Below are 18,329 nucleotides of genomic sequence, written 5' to 3' on the forward strand. Positions count from 1 at the left end.
GTAACAGTTACAGATTATAATAACAACCAAAACGATTTGCCAGAAAGGCATCTAGGCTAATCTGTTCTTATTTGAGGAAACCAGTATGTGGAACTTCCCCATGGAGATATATATCCAAGACAGCACAAAGAGAAGCAGAAGTTGTCAGCTGGATAGAACTCCAAGTTTCTCCATACAAATTAAGGGGATAAATCTTGCGGACATCGCTGATTTGTTGAAGATAGCCGTTTTTCCAACCAGTTACAAAACAGAAAATAACTACCACATCTTGCTTAGTAATAGGAATGGAATTTTCCAATATTTCTTGCAGGAGTTCGTGGCGATCGCTTAAACCCAATTCTTGAGTTAAAAATTTCATCAGATATTGATGACCTTCGTAGCGCACGGTCTTGTAGTTGAGAGTACGCACTTGGAATCAATAAGAGTCCATTCTGGCTAGTCTAGGACTTTCTCAAGTTTAGCCAAGAAACTCTGACGTGCCATAAACACCAAGACACCTTGAGGTTAAATATTCTATTGAAGTTTATTCAGTTCTGCTGAACCAGCATGGCTTTCAGCAAATACTCCTCTAGCAATAATACCACTGGCCTTCTCTAAGTTTCTGAATTACTCATCACCTATAGAGCAACAAACTAAGGATTTATATATGCCTTTTTCTGCTGCTTTGGTCAACATACCAGGTAATATGTCCATACCTATTATTTGTTCAAATCCCAATTCAGCTAATGCCACACCAACTAGACCTGTTCCGGCCCCAACATCAAGAATTGTATCATGTTTATTGGCCACATATCTGGCCATTGATCATAGTTTTCCACTAACTAATCAATATTTTGACTAGAACAGATCCACTTTAACCACTGGTTTGTTTCTATCTCAGACATTCTTTTGTTATTCAATATTTCATCAATAGTAGAAATTCTACTTTAATTAAATCCCAAAACTTTGTGCTATTCCTAGTCCATAGAAATGCTCAAACATTTTAGTAGGTTGTTAATTTACTACCCGAAGTTTTGAAACGTTTTTGTCCCTCGAATATTCATTACTGGATTTAGCAACACCAATATTTCCATTAGTTTAGATTTAAATATGAAGAGATAAGTTTTGATGTTAATGGCTCGAGTTAAGATATACTAAATATCATAAAAATTTTGTGAAAAAGGTAGGTTGATGTTATGGAATTAGCAATGCTATTGGCAAAACTGCCAGAAGCTTACTCTGTTTTTGACCCTTTAGTTGATGTTTTACCAGTAATTCCTGTTTTCTTCTTGTTGTTAGCTTTTGTGTGGCAAGCAGCAGTTGGTTTCAAATAAAGACTAATCTTAAAGATAGCTATCAGTTACCATTCTAATTATCGATCAGAATTTACTCGACATAATAATTTGGCAGCTGATAGCTAACTGCTTTAAGCAGTATTAATAGCATAAGTTCATTGAAGAAAGCAGAAGGGAAAATTTCTTATGGATAGTCTTCGACATGCCACTCCGTGTCTACAAACCCCAAAAAATTTTAAACATTGTGTAGACGGTGGAGCATTAAACCCACTACAGAAAAGATAAACTTATAATAGAGTGTTTGTCAAATAAATATCAAATAAATATTTAGAAAGCGTGGAGTGCGAAGCGTTTTATCTCAACGTTGGTTGAAGACCCGCGCTCTCCTGAAGGGGAGCGTCGTATGGGAAAACCAATCAATTTTGCGGTTTTGTCAATAGTGTGTTAAACTTAGAATCTGTCTGCTGGGCTAGCAGTTTCAGTCTGTGGAGCGACTTTAAGACCGAAAAGAGGCTCGACCTTGGAGGCTGGTGCATTGAAGCATAAAGGCCTAATAGCGCGATGGTTAGGAATCCCGCGCTGTCTCCTAGAGCAGCGTCGGGAGGATGTCAATTAACGTACCATCCCACAGCACACGGTGCTTAACCTAACCTATTTAACCAGTATTAATTGCATAAGTTAAATAGACCTATAAAAACAATTTAGGTTACTCATCTATAAGATAAGATAATTTGTTTTCCAAAGTAATTTGGTGTTGCATAGTAGGAGGATAAAACTACTGTTAGGGAAGAATTAATTGCTTATTGAAAATTAGCTATTACCAATTATCCATTTAATTAATATGCAACACTAATGATTTTTCTTAATTTATGTCTTATTTATACTTAGTTATTACTGGAAAATCATTTGATTATCGTCGCTAAAAAAAAATTAGATAAATCTAGGACTGATTAGCAATTTTTTTAGGGGAAGCAGGTCTTTCAGATATATGTTTGATATAAGTCAAAACATGAGGATAAGAACTTAAATCCAACTTTAACATCATGGGAGTATAAGTTAAATTGGTGTTGCATAGTAGGAGGATAAAACTACTTTTAGGGAAGAATTAATTGCTTATTGAAAACTAGCTATTACCAATTATCTATTTAATATGCAACACTGATTATTTTTCTTAAATTTATAGCGGTCTTATTTGAGTTGTGATGTGAGATATTCTAGATTTTTAGGGAATAGGGAATAGGGAATAGGGAATAGGGAACAGAGAATAGGAAGTACCGAAGCAATAAAATTATCACATCTGATTCCTGGTTGCTATATATCTTTAATTTCTACTTATAGCAGTCGAAGGAAAGATCAGGAAATATTGACAGCTTAAAACTCAGACTACTTCAAGAATTAAGAATTTAGAATGAAGAATTTAGAATTACCTCTTCTTAATAAACAAGAGGATTGATCAAAAAGATTTTTTTTCTTTTTATCCCCTTAAAAGGGGAGGCTTTAAACCACAATTTTTCGGTAATATTTTCCAACTTCGGTTCATTCTTCTTCCTTCTTCCTTCTGCTATACTTCTTACTTGAAAATTATTTGATTATCATTAGTAAAAAAACTTAGATAAATCTAAGAAGGATTAGCAATTGTCTTTTGGAAAGCAGGTCTTTCAGATATACGTTTGATATAAGTCAAAACATGAGGATAAGAACTTAAATCCAACTTTAGCATCATAGGAATATAAGCTAAAACTGAACCTACTGCTACATCTGCCACATTGAATTCTTCAGCCATTAAATAAGGTTGAGTCTCAAAAATTTTATTCAATGGAGTTAATAAGCGAGGAGTTTCCTTTTCACGACTTGCCTCTACAAAAATGCCCGATGCAAGAGTAGCATTAGCAAACAATACCCACTGAAAAATTTCAGCTTTCTGTTCTAAAGAATCAGGCATTTTGCCATATTTTTCTGCAACATATAACAGAATAGCTCCTGACTCCCAAAGTTTAAATTCTCCATCAACAATAGCAGGAACTTTTCCCATCGGATTAATCTCTAAAAAATCTGATTTGAGATGCTCTCCTGACTGCATATCGAGATTAATAAATTCATAATCAGCTTCTATTTCTTCAAGATACCAATGAACAATTGATGCTCGACTACGAGCGCCACCATAAAGTTTTAGCACGACTATATACCTAATTTTTGATAACTGTGAGTTCTACAATTTTACCCAAGTAAATCAACAGAAATATTAAAGAACTTTGTGAGTATATTCATGTTGCTTCACATTGTCTTCTGAACTGACAATATTTTCAGCATTTAGTACCCGCTTACGCTCCAAAGAATAATTCAAATCATCACGACGAGTTCCCAGAGGAATTAAAGACTTAACTTCTGGGTGAATTTTATATGTACGAGTAGTAGCGATCGCTCTTGAGGCAAAATTATCAGAGAATTGAGCTTCCGGAGGAAAATCTTCAGGTAGTAGAGGTGTGTCCCCAGATAAAACTGCACCCAAAGTAGTCCCACAAGCCATTTGATATGAAGTAGGAATTCCTTTAACAATAGCTTCGAGAGCTGCTGAGGGTATTGGTTCAACAACTTTTACTTGAGAAACTTCACCATCTTCCTTGATAAAGCAAGTTGCCAAACCAATAACTAAATAGTCATCAGTAGATAAATCTGGGGCATTGGGATAAGCAGAAACATTTGCCATAAGCTATTCTAATTTTTAATTCTTTAGATACTAAGTCTTATTTTATCAACTTAGGGAACTCAGCCCTCAAAAAAATCTGATACTAAAATTGAGCAAACCAAAATTTTGTGTAAAAATAAGTTTATGTAAGCTAATCTGGGCTATTTTTTGACTAAAAATATATTTAGATACTACATGGGTAGCAATTGGTATAGCTCTAGACAAATACCCTCTTGACATTCCTCTAAAACCCAAATTTACTTTCCTAACCAAAAGACGTAGTGCTATATATTTACAAATTTTCGGAATTTCTAATTGCTAAAAAGTTGCTAGATAAAGCTTTTGGCGTTGGTGAAGCACCTGTATGATATTAATGTTAATTAGGGTTTGCTGAAAAAGTCTTTTAGTAGGGGTAGGAGACAGCTATACTGGAGACAGCTATACTGGAGGAACGGGGAATTATAGAGGAGATAGTAGGAAGAATCGTCCCTTAATTTTTCTGCCCAACTCTCGATCAAAATCCGCTCCTAATTGAACCATTACCACCTAAAAACTCGCACTTTTTGATACTTAAAAATGCTAAAAATTTTATTTGTAAATACTTTTAGATTTGATCGGTAAGCCCTAATTATTTAGGAGTCAGTCAGACCGAGTCAGGAGGAAAGAAAGAAAGAAGAAGAAAGAGTAGTAGAAGGAGAAAGTTTTTTGTTCGCGCTCCGATCCGGACGGGATATCATACCTCTTTTCACCAATGCAAAGCTTTTTTCCTAGCTTATGACGAGTAACTGTTCAACAATTAATAATTAACAATTAACAATTACTATCGTTGAAAAGAAGAGGATTTACTAAAAGGAAAATTTTTTATTTTTTCCCCTTTAATGGAGAAGCTTTAAACCTTAAATTAGGGTTTGCTGAAAAATTATGGGTGAAGGTAGGAGACAGGAGAAATGGCTCGGGAGCGAGAAGGTAGGAGCTAAGTTTTGTCCCTTGATGTTTCTGCCCAACTATGCACCTAAAATACGCTCCTTCTTTGAGCATGAAGAACTCAAACAGGCGCACTTTTTTTGACCTCAAAAAGGCACTTATCTTTAATCTGTCAATGCTTTTAGATTTAATCGGTAAACCCTAATTATTGGGTAATAGAAAATATCCGAGCGACTGGTTAAAAGTTATGGTTTAACCTCAGAAAAAACTTCTAAATCTAAAGATGTCAACTTATCATAAGCTGACTCAATTACTCGCTTACCCCTCAAAGCTCCAGTATTAGCAGCAGGACAAATGTACTGTAGAGTCTGTGGTGAAAATTGGTCAATCAAAAATTTAACACTCTGAAGCTGTCTAGGCCAATGAAAAGTCTTAGCAATACGCAATGGCACAGGTTGCCCTTGACTATTAGGCAATAAATGACGACCTGTAAATAAGACCCCACCATTTTCTGAATAGTATAAACAAGACGAACCAGGAGAATGGCCAGGAGTCCATAAAACAGTAATATGTTGACTTAAACTAAACTCTTGCTCAAAGGTTGTTACTTTGAGGTTAGGCAACAAATAAGCTTCCTGTTCTTGAATCAGAATCTCACAGTTGAAAGCTTTTTGAATCTCTTGTGCCTTACCAATAGCACTACGATGAGTAATATACAACCACTTTACTCCTCCCTGTTCGGCTAGAAACTTTTGATTGGTTTCATTATCAGCAGGACAATCAATGAGAATGTTGGTCTGATTATTTACAATAAAATAAGATGTTCCTCCTAAAGTATCCCGATTTGGCGAAAAGGCAAAAATATTTTCTAGGACAAACTGGGGAGATTTAGAGACAAAAGGCTGTTGTGTCAAAGCAGTATTCTTAGATTAAAAATAAACTGAACTCATTAAACTATTATGCTCTTTTTATTGATTTTATTAGGGTTGATGACATACTTCATGTTACAACGCAGCGTAAGTAAAATTACTCGCACTCCTATCTGGATATTATGGCTAGTGATGATGACACCAGCTTTAATATGGACAACTTGGATGTTAATTTATGGTGAAAGACAAATACCACCAGCATTAATCATCATTCCCTTTATTTTCTGTCCTTATTTATACTGGTTACTGGTGCAATGGGGACAGCATCAACCCAGTCAATCAGAATCAGATCGATCGACAAAAGATAATAGTAATTCCCAGACTAAAGCAAAAATAGCCCCTACTCAAACTCTCAATCAAACTCCACCCAAACTAACAATAGATAAAACAGAAGAAGCTAGTCTGAGAAATTGTTTTCCTTGGACAGTTTACTATCTCAGGAATCTTGAATATAGACCTCAAGCAGTTATTTGTCGGGGTCAGTTACGCTCAAATCCTGAAAAAGCTTATCAAACAGTAAGAGAAAATATAGAAGGAAAATTTGGCGATCGCTTCCTAGTAGTATTTCAAAATAGCTTTCAAGGTAAGCCTTTTTTTGCTCTAGTTCCTAACCCCCGTGGCCAAAATGACCAAACTCAAGTTTCTCAGGAACCTCAAAAACCTATACTCTTGGCTTTAGGATTATTGCTGATAACTTTATTCACCACTACTTTAGTAGGAGCTAGAGAAATAGTTGGTATTTCTGAAGATGCCATACAATCTAACCCTAATTTATTAATCCAGGGTTTACCTTATGGAGTTGCTATGATCGTGATTCTAGGATTACATGAATTTGGCCACTACATAACAGCTCATTTATACAAAATTCGTACTACTCTACCATATTTTATCCCGGTACCGTTTTTCTTAGGGACTTTTGGAGCATTTATTCGGATGCAAAGTCCTGTACCTAATCGCAAATCTCTATTTGACGTTAGTATAGCAGGTCCAATTGCCGGATTAGTAGTTACAATACCACTATTAATTTGGGGTTTGTCCCACTCTAACATAGTTCCTTTATCTGAGGAATCAGGAATATTATCCATAGACTCTTTAAATCCCACTTTTTCTTTTTTATTAGCTGTATTAAGTAAATTAGCATTAGGTACAGAATTAACTTATAACAAAGGCATAGATTTACATCCAATAGCAGTAGCAGGTTATGTAGGTTTAGTAGTAACTGCATACAATTTAATGCCTATTGGGCAACTTGATGGCGGTCATATAGTACACGCAATGTTTGGGCAAAGAACTGGTATGGTTATTGGTCAAATTTCTCGGTTTTTGTTATTACTATTAGCTTTTATAAATCAGGAATTTTTATTTCTAGCAATCTTTTTATTTTTAATGCCTCTTGCTGATGAACCTGCTCTAAATGATGTTAGTGAATTAGATGACAAACGCGACTTTTTAGGATTATTGATGTTAGGTTTATTGGTAATGATTTTATTGCCTGCACCAAAGATGGTTATACAGTGGTTAAATTTTTAAGAAGAAGGAAGAAGGAAGAAGGAAGAAGGAAGAAGGAAGAAGGAAGAAGGAAGAAGGAAGAAGGAAGAAGGAAGAAGGAAGAAGGAAAAAATAATTGTGTGCCACCTAAAATAAAATTGGTATAACACCTAAGACCTAAAACCTAACACCTAACACCTACTCTCACATAAAATTGGTATAAGAGTTAAATGATTGATTTAGAGAACTAATTCCACTTAATCTGGAAGATAATTTATTTAAGTTGGAACGAGAAAAAAATACAGCATAAATTGATAGATAAAAGAAAAGAAAAACATCAGTGTCATTTCAGTTATTAGTTATCAGTACCTCTGCAATAAGGAGACTTGAAATACGGAATTATCTTTTTTCTTATCCCCTTAAAAGGCTATGCTTTATAAACATCTTTCTTAACATAAAAATTGACAAAATATACAAGTTATGTAGAAGTCTTTAACAGGTTTTTGTCAGAGAGAAAGTGTATTCAAAAGTAAATTTTTTTTGATAACTTAAGTAGTTTTTCCTATCTACTATGATTCTTTCTCCTTTATCCCCTACTCCCCTGCTTCCCACAAGGTTTTCAGGAGTTCCTTATCAGGGATAGTTTCAAAGGGAAGGCGCATACCCACAATTTTTCGGTAAAAAGGTTTCCGGGACTTTTTAATGTTAGAAAATAACCAACACTTGTTTGACATATTATTTGAAAATGCTATAAATTTCTAGGACTTATTTCAATCTTCATCTTTTATTTATTTATGCGTTATTTTGTCTTCAAACAAATGATTAACAAGGTAAATTATCTCATTTTTGCTATAGTTTTGATTTTATTATCAGTTGCAATACCTAACTTTAATCTACCTGTAGCTAATGCAGGAAATATTCTCTCAGGATTTAGCTTGTCTGCACAAAATGATTGGCAAATTACCGTAGGGGAAAGCCAAAAATCAGCCGATAAATTAGCTTTAGATTTACAGGAAAGTCTCAACTGCAAAAGGAATGAAATTGGGAAATTAGCTATATTAATTATTCATCCCCACGGAGAGTTTGACAGAACAGAACCAATTTCGTTAGCAGAGAGAGAAGGTGGGGGGTCAGTATTAGAAATGAAGATACATTGGCATAGAAAACTGCCCTTTATGACACGCAATCATTTAACTATTATTGACTGGGAAATTTTACACAATCGACATTTTGGAGCTGCTGTTATTTTAGATGATGCTATACTTTCTCCGATTCATCCTCAAGAGTTAAATAATTTATTTAAAGAGTTACTGCCAGATAATCTCTAAAAGTCGGATTTCAACAATGAATAATGAATAATGAATAATGAATAATTACCTCTCTATGAATTGAAGAGGATTGACAAATTCATGAAAATTTTTCTTCACAGGAGTCGATTGTATATGGCGAGGTCTCCTCGCCATCCCATCCTAACGGACTGCTCCGCAAACGACCGCTTATTATCCCCTTAAAAGAGGAGGCGCATACCCACAATTTTTCGGTAATAAGAATTTTGATATTCTTGCCATGTCCACTGCACCCTTTCTGGGTCTAGTTGAATTGATTAAATGGTTACTCATATCTATTTGATTTATGACTAATTTAAAAAAATGGAAGCTTTTACAATCTCGGTTAGTAATTAATAATAAATGGTGTCTGGTCAGACAGGATAAAGTAGAGTTATCAAATGGTACGATTATAGATGATTTTTTTATTAATGTTAGACCAGATATTGCACTTATTTTTCCTGTAACACCTCAACAAGAAATTGTATTTGTGCGTCAATATAGACATGGAGTCAAAGAAGTTTTATTAGAGCTACCTGCAGGTGCTTTTAACCCAATAGAAGAAACAGGGGAGATTGCTGCTTCTAGGGAACTTACTGAAGAAACTGGATATGTTGCCAATAAATTAATTAAATTAGCAACTCTATATGATAATCCGGTTAAGGATACAAATTCGATTCACTTATTTATAGCAGAAAATGTTATCAAATCTCAGCAACAAGAACTTGATATTACAGAAGAAATTGAAGTAGTGCTAATACCTGTCGATGAAGTTATTAAGAGAGTATTGATAGGAGAAATAAGTGTTTCTGGAACTGTAGCAGCAATATTTTTAGGATTGGAATATTTGCATAAGTCGAATTGTATTTGAGGTGGCACAGAATTAGGTGTTAGGTCTTATAACAATTTTATGTGAGGTGGCACACAATTATTTTTTCCTTCCTCCTTCTTCCTTCTTGAAAAAATTTATTAACTTGTCTATCTCAATCTACAGTCAACCCCAATCGAGATATGATTCTATGGAATTTAGAAATGAATTTGGTATTAAATTATTAATATTAGGTATCTATGGACTCATAATGAGAACAATCCTTACATAGACCGAAAGGGTTAACAGCACAACGGATGAGGGGAGACCTAGCATTGAACTTACAACTTAGGTCTCCTATGATATATCCTAATCCTTCAATATATTGTTGTTCTGGTTGGGTAGATATAGTTGGTACTCCTGTATAGTTTACTGCCAATCTAATAGATATAAGTCTTTCTCTACTTCGTGCTTTAAACTTGTTAAGTACCCATAAAGAAACTATCCAAGGAGTCATACCCATCAAAAAAATTAGTAAAATCTTAAACACATTTATTCTAATTTATTCTAATTTATTGTAACTTCATAATTACTCTATCGCTGCTAATAATATCAATACAAAATTATTTATTATTTGAAGCAATAAAATTTGATTATCGGTTAATCAAAACCTTGATATTTGTTAGATTTGAAGATGGAATTTTTTTTTCCACAAATAATGTCTTTGGCATCTCACTATCTGCTTTAACCACAGAATATAGAGAAGTAAAAGGCAATTTAATATGAGATAAATCTATGCCTGCAAATATATGTAAAGATAAAGTAACAGCAAGTGCTAACCAAATTTTTTCCCACATCTCACACCCTCCTTTAATTTTAATTAAAATACAGAACAATTAGTTTGGAGGCTACCGTAATAAATACATATTACAAAACAAATTTACTAATTGTCTGTGACTTGAAAGTAGGTAAAATCGTGAGTTTAATCACTGTTTAATTAACAAATTAATCAAGATCAATTAGTTCAAATTATTTAGATGTAAGCTGGGGAGACTCTGGCGACATATTCCTAGTTAGTCCACTCCGAGGGGTTGAAGTTAAAAATGTAAAAGTTATAGCAGTCTAAGCACAAGGTTAGAAGATATCAAAAGCTTAAAACTCAGATAACGCCAGATTTTTCCTTCTGTCCTAGATAACTAAAGTCTTCTCTGCTTCTTCCTTATGTCAGGAGTTACGTATAACCACCAAATATAGTAGGGGTTAACGGCCGTTAACCCCTACAAATGGCGTATAATTTAATATTTTGCGTAAGTCCTGTCTGTCCTATAGCACTACGTCTTTTGGCCTTTGACAATAAATTTTAGTTGTAAGGGAACAACAGTGCGACCCCGCGAGGTGCGACAGACACAAGGGAATGTTGACCAAGAGAGGAAATAGATGAATGTCCTAATATATTTGCGTAGCGCTATAGATAACCAAATTCCTTCTTCCTTCTTCCTTCTTTCTTCTTCCTTCTGCTATAGCAGGAGTTATTGAACGATAAAATTACCCCATATACCAAACATATAGTGGGAGTACCTCAACTTATGCTGACAAAAATACTGGCCTTAACTGTTGGTCTTGGTAGTTTAGCCTTATATCTGGTGGCCTTTTTCTTTCCAGAAGTCCATCGAAAAAATGATTTTATCTGGAGTGGTGTGGGTCTTTTCTATGCCTTAGTATTATGGTTCTGTGCAGGTAGAATTACAGGTGCAGTGTTATTGGGTCAAGTGGCAAGTGTAGCTTTATTGGGTTATTTTGGTTGGCAAACCCTGACATTGCGTCGCCAAGTTACTCCAGTAGCAGAGCAAACAAAAGTATCTACTCAGAAAAGTACTAAAGACATAACTCAAGAACAATCAACTACTATTCCTCAAGGGTCATCTACAACAGAAGTAGACGCTATCCAAAAATCAGATATTACGGAAATAGCAACCTCTATTCAAGAGGAAGAAAATGAGGTCAAACCTGCAGAAATTGAATCTGAATTAGCATCATCTGAAACTACTTTAGATTCAAGCAATATCACACAAGATTCTGAGGTAGACACAACTGAAAGTACAGCAGAACAAAATGTCATAACAGATACGACGAAAGATGTTTCAGAAACACCCCAGAATTCACAGAAAAGTTCATCTAAAAAAGGTGGTGGTTTTTCTCAGTTATTGACACCTGTTAGTGGTTTATTGAGTAATATTAAAAATGCAATTCAAGGTAAAGATAGTAAAAATACAGATACAGATTCTGAGTTAGTATCCAAAGAAAATCAAGTTGAGAAAGAAGAATTAGCTTCTAGTGAAGAGGTTACTTCTGAAGTTGATAATTTAGTTAGTGATGGAAAAGAAAATTCATCTGAGCCAGAATTTTTAGTAGAGAAAGAAGCACCTGTTGTATCTGATGTGCAAAAAGAGACTAATAGTTTGGAAGAAGTTGGAGAAGAATCAAACTTATCTTCAGATATAAACGCTACATCTACGGATTCTGAAAAAGCTATTTTAGAGACTAATACAGAAAATATTGAAACTCAAGATAGTTCGGTGTCATCAGACAAAAAAACGACTCAAGATAGTGAAAAATTGGAAGTAAAAGATACTCCTATTTCTTCTGAGAAAAAATCTGAAACTGGTAACTTAGAATCGGATTTATCAAAGGATAGTAAAAACAAGTCAGTAGACCCGTAAAATCACAATTTCACATAAAAACTCAGTAATAACAAATAAAAATTATCAGGGAATTGAAAGGGAACTAGCAGATAAATTCCCTGTTTTTTTATTGTATAGCAGAAGAAAGAAGGAAAAATCTGGCATTGTCTGAGTTTTAAGCTTTATCAAAAGCTTAGTGATACAAATTCACTTCAAAAATGTCACAAATAGTTGGTAACTGATGAAGTAACATAATAAGCTGAAATTACTGTAGAGTAAAGGTTTTAAGTACCTAAAAATAACTCTGACTTCTGACTTTAGTGAAACGGTATGAGATACACCCATCGCGGGCAAGATGCCCCCACTACAAACATTTAATTTGGTTAGGACATAGATGATAGAACCCCCGATCATATCTTCATAAATATCAAGTTTTTTTAGCTAGGAGTCAGGAGACAGGAGACAGGAGACAGGAGGTAAGAGCGAAGAGAGAAGAGAGAAGAGGAAAGATGTGGGTTCGTGATAATACAAAAAATTCAACACTCCTTCAGATGATTTTCGGTCAAAATTGATGCGCGAAAAGACTTGACTACCATAATTATATAGACCTCAAATGGAGATTAATGACGAATCTTAGACTAGAAAATGTTTTTCCAACTGTTCCCTGTTCCCTGTTCGCTGTTCCCTGCTATATAATTTTTTTTCTGAGATATGGAGGTATTTTTTAGTGAACAAAAATCCAGTAGCTAAACCTTTCTTAAAATGGGCAGGAGGTAGTGCGATTCGTTAGGTCGAAACTGCTTCTAGGAGCAGGGGATGACTTGGGTTGATTTTTTTAGATCAACTACAACTGTAGAGAGTTTCTAGGTTTAAGTCCTAGCATCGAGATGTTCGATTGAATCCATTATCCCCATTAAGGAGAGTGGCGCTCGAATTAGTGAAGCGGGATAAAAAGCAGGTAATAACCAACCTATCTAGGTTAAATCCCTGCGAGGGAGGTCGAAAGGGTTAACATTCGTGAACTGATGATTGGAAGCGTCGTTAGTCCAAGATGGAGATACGATAGGTCAAGTCTCTATCCAAATATAGCAATGTGCGCTGGCATATTTACAAATTACAGGAACTGTCCAATAGCAAAAAGTCTTACAGAGATGCTTCCCTACGGGATGCTACGCAAACGCAAACAGCAATTTATTCTCCCTATTGCCTCTGTTGGTCAGCATTCCGCAAGCGAGCTGGCGTCGTCGCGGGGTCTGACCGCTGTTGCCTGTTGCCAGATGAGCTGCGCACAGCGCTATAGGAATGAGAATCAGAGATTTTCCTCTTTCTGATTAACATCCTTCTCTTACCGATAAGAGCATTCCTCGGCGTATAGTCAGAACCCGACCCGACCAGACAAAACCTCTACGGAACGAAGTAACCCGAATAAAGTTCTCATTGAGTAGGCAGCCAAGCTATAAATTTTATTGGGGAAGGATGATGTCAAAAGCTAATGTCTGGAGTAATTTCCAGGATATGCAGACGGACATCCCTAAGTCTAGAGATGTAGAAACTAATCACGGAAGCCAAAATTCAAAATTCAAAAGTCATAAAGTCAGATTTTATCAGCTCAAAACAAGGAGCGAAACTATTTGTGACATTTTTGAAGTGAATTGGTATTAAGTAAGAGGCAAAATGACCAATACGAGTGAAACAACTACGGTGGAAATGAAATGGAGTGATGTTAACTGGAAATCGGTTAATAGAGCAGTATTTCGCCTTCAGAAAAGAATCTACAAAGCGTCGCTAAATGGTGATACCAAAACTGTCAGGAAATTACAGAAATTACTGGTAAAGTCTAAATCAGCTAAACTACTCGCAGTCAGGAAAGTAACACAGGACAATAGGGGTAAAAATACTCCAGGAATAGACGGGATAGCTAAAATAGCCCAAAAAATTCAACTGGATGGCAAAGCTAAACCTATCCGCAGGATTGAAATTCCTCAGCTAAATAAACAGGAGAAAAGACCATTAGGAATACCTGCAATGGAAGACCAGGCTAAACAGGCATTAGCTAAAATAGCTCTAGAACCAGAATGGGAAGCAAGGTTTGAGGCGAATTCTTATGGTTTTAGACCGGGAAGAAGTGCCAAAGATGCGATCGCAGCTATCTATAGTGACATTAAAAGAACGAGTTATTACGTTCTAGATGCTGAGATAGAAAAGTGCTTCGACCAAATAAACTATAGAAGATTATTGGATAAACTCAATACTTATCCAGCTATGCACCGTCAAATTAAGGTATGGCTCAAAGCAGGGGTTATTGAGAAGGATGTCTTCTACAAAACCGAAAATGGTACTGCAAAAGGTGGTGTAATTTCTCCGTTATTAGCCAATATAGCTTTACATGGAATGCGGGAGGTATTACAAGAGGTATTTTCCCAGAAATATACTACCTATGAGATACAACCCGATGTCAATTTCAATCTACCTCTATTCCATAGATATGCGGATAATTTTGTCATCTTACACAAAAGCAAAAAGGTGATAGAGGAATGCCAAGAAATTATCAATGACTGGTTGGAAAATATGGGTCTAAAACTAAAAGACTCAATAACAAGAATTGCTCACACTCTAGGAGATGGAAAAGTTCAGACAGGATTTGACTATCTAGGGTTTAATGTCAGGCAATATTCAGTCAAAGATATAAATAGTGCAACGGATGGAAATGGTAAAAAATTAGGGTTTAAAACTCTGATAAAACCTGCAAAGGAAGCTATCAAACGCCATACCAGAGTCCTAAAACATACAATTCGACTGTATCGCAATGCACCGCAAGAGAAATTAATAGAAGTCCTAACACCTAAAATTAGGGAGTGGAGCAATTATTATGACTCTGTGATAAGTTCAAGAGTCTTCGCAAAGATGGATAATATCTTATTTCATCAACTTCTCAGATGGGGATACTATCGTGGGCCCACACAGGGTAAAAAGCATATAGTAAACAAATATTGGGGAGTTGATAAAGGAAAAGGATGGAAATTCATTACACCAGACGGGAAAGTATTGCGAAACCATAAAGACACTCCCATCAAAAGAGCGATCGGACTCCAAGAGAAGAAATCGTTATTTGATGAAGACTTGGTGTACTGGAGATGATGACTTTCTTATGATTAGGATTTACGCAGATAAACTATATATAGCGCTTGTAACTATTGTCCAATAGTAGTTAAACTCTATACATAGTGCCTTTGCGTAAGTCCTGATTATATCAAATCCGGATAATTACTATATTCAAGTCCGCAGCGACTGTAACGGAGTGGAAGGAAGCAATCTCAGAGGTGCGCGGAAATTGCTTCATATAGTCGCAATGACGACTATTCAACCGGATTCTATATTAGACAATAGTAATAGGACTTACGCACGAGGCACGAAAAAGTAACGTTTGAGATTGCTTTCCTCTCGGTCGCAATGACCGAAATACGAGTAGTGCTGCATTGTAATGGCACAGTGGGAGCATCTTGCTCCCGTTCTAAGTGTTCTACCAAATTGATAAATGTTTGCTACAAATAGTTAGGGTATTTCTGAGGAGTCAGGAGTCAGGAGTCAGGAGTCAGAATTAATAGCTTTAATAACAGTTTTTAGGTCTGAATTTATCTTTTTCGTCGAAGATACATCTCCTACAAAGTATTTTAATTGCCCTGATTATTCGTAACATTCTTTTTTTTAATTGGTATTCCTTGTCTCCACCTACCATTATGCGAGCAGGGTTACTGAAACAGAACTTACGCAGAGACACTAAATCAAGTGAGGGCAAATACCATTTGCCCCTACAGATGGTGGTTTTAAAGTCAATTTGCGTAAGTCCTGTGAAATAAGTTCTACTGCATAAGTTCTAAGTCAGAACTTACGCAAAGACACTGTTTATAGAGTCCAGTAACTATTGGACAATAGTTATGAGTACTATATATAGCGTATCTGCGTAAGTCCTATAAGTAATAAAGAGAAGTCACAATACTGATGAAAAGACAGAAAGGTGAATGTGCCTTATCTGGAGGATATTTTACCAGTGAAGACAGGTTGCGATCGCAAGTCAAACTAGCTAGGAGGAGCTGAATGAAGGGGAACTTTCATGTTCGGTTCTGAAGGAGAGTTTGGGATAGTGATATTCCATTCGACTCTAACAAAGACAATTATTACCTGAGTTAATCAAATATATTGATGAAAAATCCCTAAAAAAGCATACCTATTATGAACCTTTCATTGGAGGTGGAGCGCTTTTATTTGAGTTACAACTAACTAGGGCAGTTATTAATGATAAAAATCCGGAATTAATTAACTGTTACGAGGTAGTTAGAGATTCATTGGATGATTTAATTGTGGAGTTAAAAAAACATCAAGAAAAAAATAGTTCGGATTATTATTATGAAGTAAGAAATTTAGACCGTATTTCTAAATATAGAAGTCTGTCAGCAGTAGAAAGAGCAGCTAGAATTATCTACTTGAATAAAACCTGCTATAACGGTCTATTTAGGGTTAATTCTCAAGGGCAATTCAATGTTCCTTTTGGCAGATACAAAAAACCTAATATTTTGGATGAAGATGTTTTAAAAGCTGTGAGTAAATATTTAAACAAACCTCAAGTAAAACTCTTAAATACGGATTTTGCAGAGGCTGTTAAGAAGGCAAAAGAAGGTGATTTTATCTATTTCGATCCACCTTACGACCCGGTTTCTGATACAGCATCTTTTACTGGATATGATGCTAATGGTTTTAACCGGAATGAACAGGAAAGATTGAAGGAAGTTGTTGATGATTTAACAGCGAGAGGTTGCCGAGTTATGTTGAGTAATTCTCAGACTGATTTTATTATGGATTTATATCAAGATTATCAGGATAAAATTCACATAGTTAAGGCAGCACGAAATATCAATTCTAAAAGTTTTAAAAGAGGTAAAATCAATGAAATTATAGTTTTAAATTTTTCAGTGTCGGGTTTATCATAATACCACAGGTAAGGGCGAATACTATTCGCCCCTACTCTTTAAAGACTGAATAACACCGATACTACCGGATTTGATATGAAAACCTAAAATCCGGAATAGTTAAAAAGAAGTATTAACCTAGGATTTTTCTTTTTAAACAGTATCCTAAATTAGCTGTTCCTAGAATCAATAAAGAAATAATGGAACTTGGTTCTGGAGTAGATACTGTTTCTGAACCCATGAATGCCACTTCACGAATTTCAATATCGCTACCGAATCCGGGATGAGAACTAAGTACTACTAGATTGACTTTGCTTACATTACTAACAACTTCATCAAAAATATACTCTTCCCCTGCAACTTGTCCAAGGGGACCTACAAATATATTTGAAGATTTAATAAAACTGTCAGAACTTGTGAAAAAATCCAGTCTGAAATCTTTAATTCCTTCAGCTAAGACATTGATATCATTCCATAGGATAAAACTATGAAGATCAAAATTGCCAATTAAGTCAAGGGTAATAGTACCACTTGCAGAACCCGAAGAAAATCCGTTAAAATTTGCCGTGCTTCCATCAGCAATTTATTCTAGAAAAAAATCATTGAAGTTTTCTGTTAGATCAGAAGTTGGAACAATTTGATCGTCATTAATTAATGAAAAAGCTTGAGCTTCACTCATACTTAGTAAGACGCTTAAACTGACACCCAGAGCAAAACAGTTTTTCAGTATCTTATTCATGTGTATTTAAAACAAATTAATGTAGTCTATACCCGATTTTAATTGATGTAAAAGCCGATGTCAAAGACTGTAAAAATCCTATCCCAAGGTCAAAATATTGAAAGTCTTTTGTCCAAACTTCTACTTTGTCAGGTCTACACTTAATATCCATATATCTATGGTTCTAGTATGTCCATAATTACTTCAATATCCAATCTCGCCCACTCCCCCACTCTCTCCAACTATATAAACCGGATTTTATATAACTCCTGAATTCTAAATTATAAATTCTAAATTATAAATTCTAATTAAATAATCGGTTGATGAATTTCTCCTAACATTACTTTGGCTTTTGCTCCGGTAACTTCTGGCAAATTACTAGGAATTTTTAAAGAATGCCAATAAGCTAAAACTGCAAAGGCGATCGCTTCTTTGAAATCTACATCTACCCCTACTTCAGCAGTGGTCATTACTGGGATAGTTACTAATAAATTCTGTATCCGTTCTTTTAAATATAAATTATGACTACCGC

At 35.3% G+C, this 18,329-nt stretch carries 17 protein-coding genes and 1 pseudogene; 8 read left to right on the plus strand and 10 right to left on the minus strand.

What is annotated here, in order from left to right; all coding sequences use genetic code 11:
• Positions 1-67: 67 nt before the first annotated feature.
• Positions 68-409 (minus strand): hypothetical protein, encoded by a 342-nt coding sequence (locus F6K23_RS07540; protein WP_293152821.1) that lies wholly within the window; start codon positions 407-409, stop codon positions 68-70.
• Positions 410-606: 197 nt separating this feature from the next.
• Positions 607-801 carry a class I SAM-dependent methyltransferase gene (locus F6K23_RS07545; RefSeq protein ID WP_293152824.1) on the minus strand — a complete coding sequence of 65 codons (195 nt, stop codon included), beginning with the start codon at positions 799-801 and terminating at the stop codon, positions 607-609.
• 374 nt (positions 802-1,175) lie between these two features.
• Between F6K23_RS07545 and F6K23_RS07550 the strand changes: the two genes are divergently transcribed.
• Entirely contained in the window at positions 1,176-1,313 is a 138-nt protein-coding gene (locus F6K23_RS07550) for a photosystem II reaction center protein K (RefSeq protein ID WP_293063688.1), read from the plus strand.
• Between the two features lie 1,579 nt (positions 1,314-2,892).
• On the opposite strand, the gene F6K23_RS07555 is transcribed toward F6K23_RS07550, so the two are convergent.
• From F6K23_RS07555 to F6K23_RS07565, 3 genes are all read right to left on the minus strand, one after another.
• Positions 2,893-3,450: a glutathione S-transferase family protein gene (locus F6K23_RS07555; protein WP_293152827.1), complete on the minus strand. Its 558-nt coding sequence runs from the start codon at positions 3,448-3,450 to the stop codon at positions 2,893-2,895.
• Between the two features lie 66 nt (positions 3,451-3,516).
• Positions 3,517-3,981 (minus strand): hypothetical protein, encoded by a 465-nt coding sequence (locus F6K23_RS07560; RefSeq protein WP_293152830.1) that lies wholly within the window; start codon positions 3,979-3,981, stop codon positions 3,517-3,519.
• A 1,148-nt stretch (positions 3,982-5,129) separates the two neighbouring features.
• Positions 5,130-5,798, minus strand: coding sequence for an MBL fold metallo-hydrolase (locus F6K23_RS07565; RefSeq protein WP_293152833.1), 669 nt, complete (start codon positions 5,796-5,798; stop codon positions 5,130-5,132).
• An 87-nt stretch (positions 5,799-5,885) separates the two neighbouring features.
• Between F6K23_RS07565 and F6K23_RS07570 the strand changes: the two genes are divergently transcribed.
• The 4 genes from F6K23_RS07570 (at position 5,886) to F6K23_RS07585 (ending at position 9,497) form a co-directional block, all read left to right on the plus strand.
• Positions 5,886-7,343 carry a site-2 protease family protein gene (locus F6K23_RS07570; protein ID WP_375340740.1) on the plus strand — a complete coding sequence of 486 codons (1,458 nt, stop codon included), beginning with the start codon at positions 5,886-5,888 and terminating at the stop codon, positions 7,341-7,343.
• Positions 7,328-7,468: a hypothetical protein gene (locus F6K23_RS07575; RefSeq protein WP_293152839.1), complete on the plus strand. Its 141-nt coding sequence runs from the start codon at positions 7,328-7,330 to the stop codon at positions 7,466-7,468. Before F6K23_RS07570 ends, F6K23_RS07575 begins: the two co-directional genes overlap by 16 nt.
• Before the next feature lie 651 nt (positions 7,469-8,119).
• Complete coding sequence (locus F6K23_RS07580) at positions 8,120-8,629, plus strand: hypothetical protein (RefSeq protein WP_293152842.1); 510 nt, start codon at positions 8,120-8,122, stop codon at positions 8,627-8,629.
• A gap of 304 nt (positions 8,630-8,933) precedes the next feature.
• A complete protein-coding gene (locus F6K23_RS07585; protein WP_293152845.1) occupies positions 8,934-9,497 on the plus strand; it encodes an NUDIX hydrolase in 564 nt (187 codons plus the stop codon).
• Between the two features lie 187 nt (positions 9,498-9,684).
• On the opposite strand, the gene F6K23_RS07590 is transcribed toward F6K23_RS07585, so the two are convergent.
• Complete coding sequence (locus F6K23_RS07590) at positions 9,685-9,984, minus strand: DUF6464 family protein (RefSeq protein WP_293152848.1); 300 nt, start codon at positions 9,982-9,984, stop codon at positions 9,685-9,687.
• Positions 9,985-10,087: 103 nt separating this feature from the next.
• Complete coding sequence (locus F6K23_RS07595) at positions 10,088-10,291, minus strand: hypothetical protein (RefSeq protein ID WP_293152851.1); 204 nt, start codon at positions 10,289-10,291, stop codon at positions 10,088-10,090.
• Positions 10,292-10,966: 675 nt separating this feature from the next.
• Here F6K23_RS07595 and F6K23_RS07600 point away from each other — a divergent pair.
• The 3 genes and pseudogenes from F6K23_RS07600 to F6K23_RS07610 form a co-directional block, all read left to right on the plus strand.
• On the plus strand, positions 10,967-12,154 hold the full coding sequence (locus F6K23_RS07600) for a Ycf66 family protein (RefSeq protein WP_293152854.1): 1,188 nt from the start codon (positions 10,967-10,969) through the stop codon (positions 12,152-12,154).
• Positions 12,155-13,789: 1,635 nt separating this feature from the next.
• Positions 13,790-15,253, plus strand: coding sequence for a reverse transcriptase N-terminal domain-containing protein (locus F6K23_RS07605; RefSeq protein WP_293152857.1), 1,464 nt, complete (start codon positions 13,790-13,792; stop codon positions 15,251-15,253).
• A gap of 1,040 nt (positions 15,254-16,293) precedes the next feature.
• Positions 16,294-17,100, plus strand: a pseudogene (locus F6K23_RS07610) (DNA adenine methylase); the annotation flags it as partial.
• 112 nt (positions 17,101-17,212) lie between these two features.
• Here the strand turns inward: F6K23_RS07610 and F6K23_RS41595 are convergent.
• The 3 genes from F6K23_RS41595 to F6K23_RS07620 all read right to left on the minus strand — a co-directional run.
• Positions 17,213-17,320, minus strand: a complete 108-nt coding sequence (locus F6K23_RS41595; protein WP_367267649.1) for a PEP-CTERM sorting domain-containing protein — start codon at positions 17,318-17,320, stop codon at positions 17,213-17,215.
• A gap of 342 nt (positions 17,321-17,662) precedes the next feature.
• The gene (locus tag F6K23_RS07615) at positions 17,663-17,818 is read right to left on the minus strand and encodes a hypothetical protein (protein ID WP_293152860.1); all 156 of its coding nucleotides are present in this window, start codon (positions 17,816-17,818) and stop codon (positions 17,663-17,665) included.
• A 287-nt stretch (positions 17,819-18,105) separates the two neighbouring features.
• The coding region (locus F6K23_RS07620) for an anhydro-N-acetylmuramic acid kinase (RefSeq protein WP_293152862.1) at positions 18,106-18,329 on the minus strand (224 nt) is incomplete at its 5' end.

The sequence above is a fragment of the Okeania sp. SIO2C9 genome, from assembly GCF_010672455.1.
In the GTDB taxonomy this organism is placed as follows: domain Bacteria; phylum Cyanobacteriota; class Cyanobacteriia; order Cyanobacteriales; family Microcoleaceae; genus Okeania.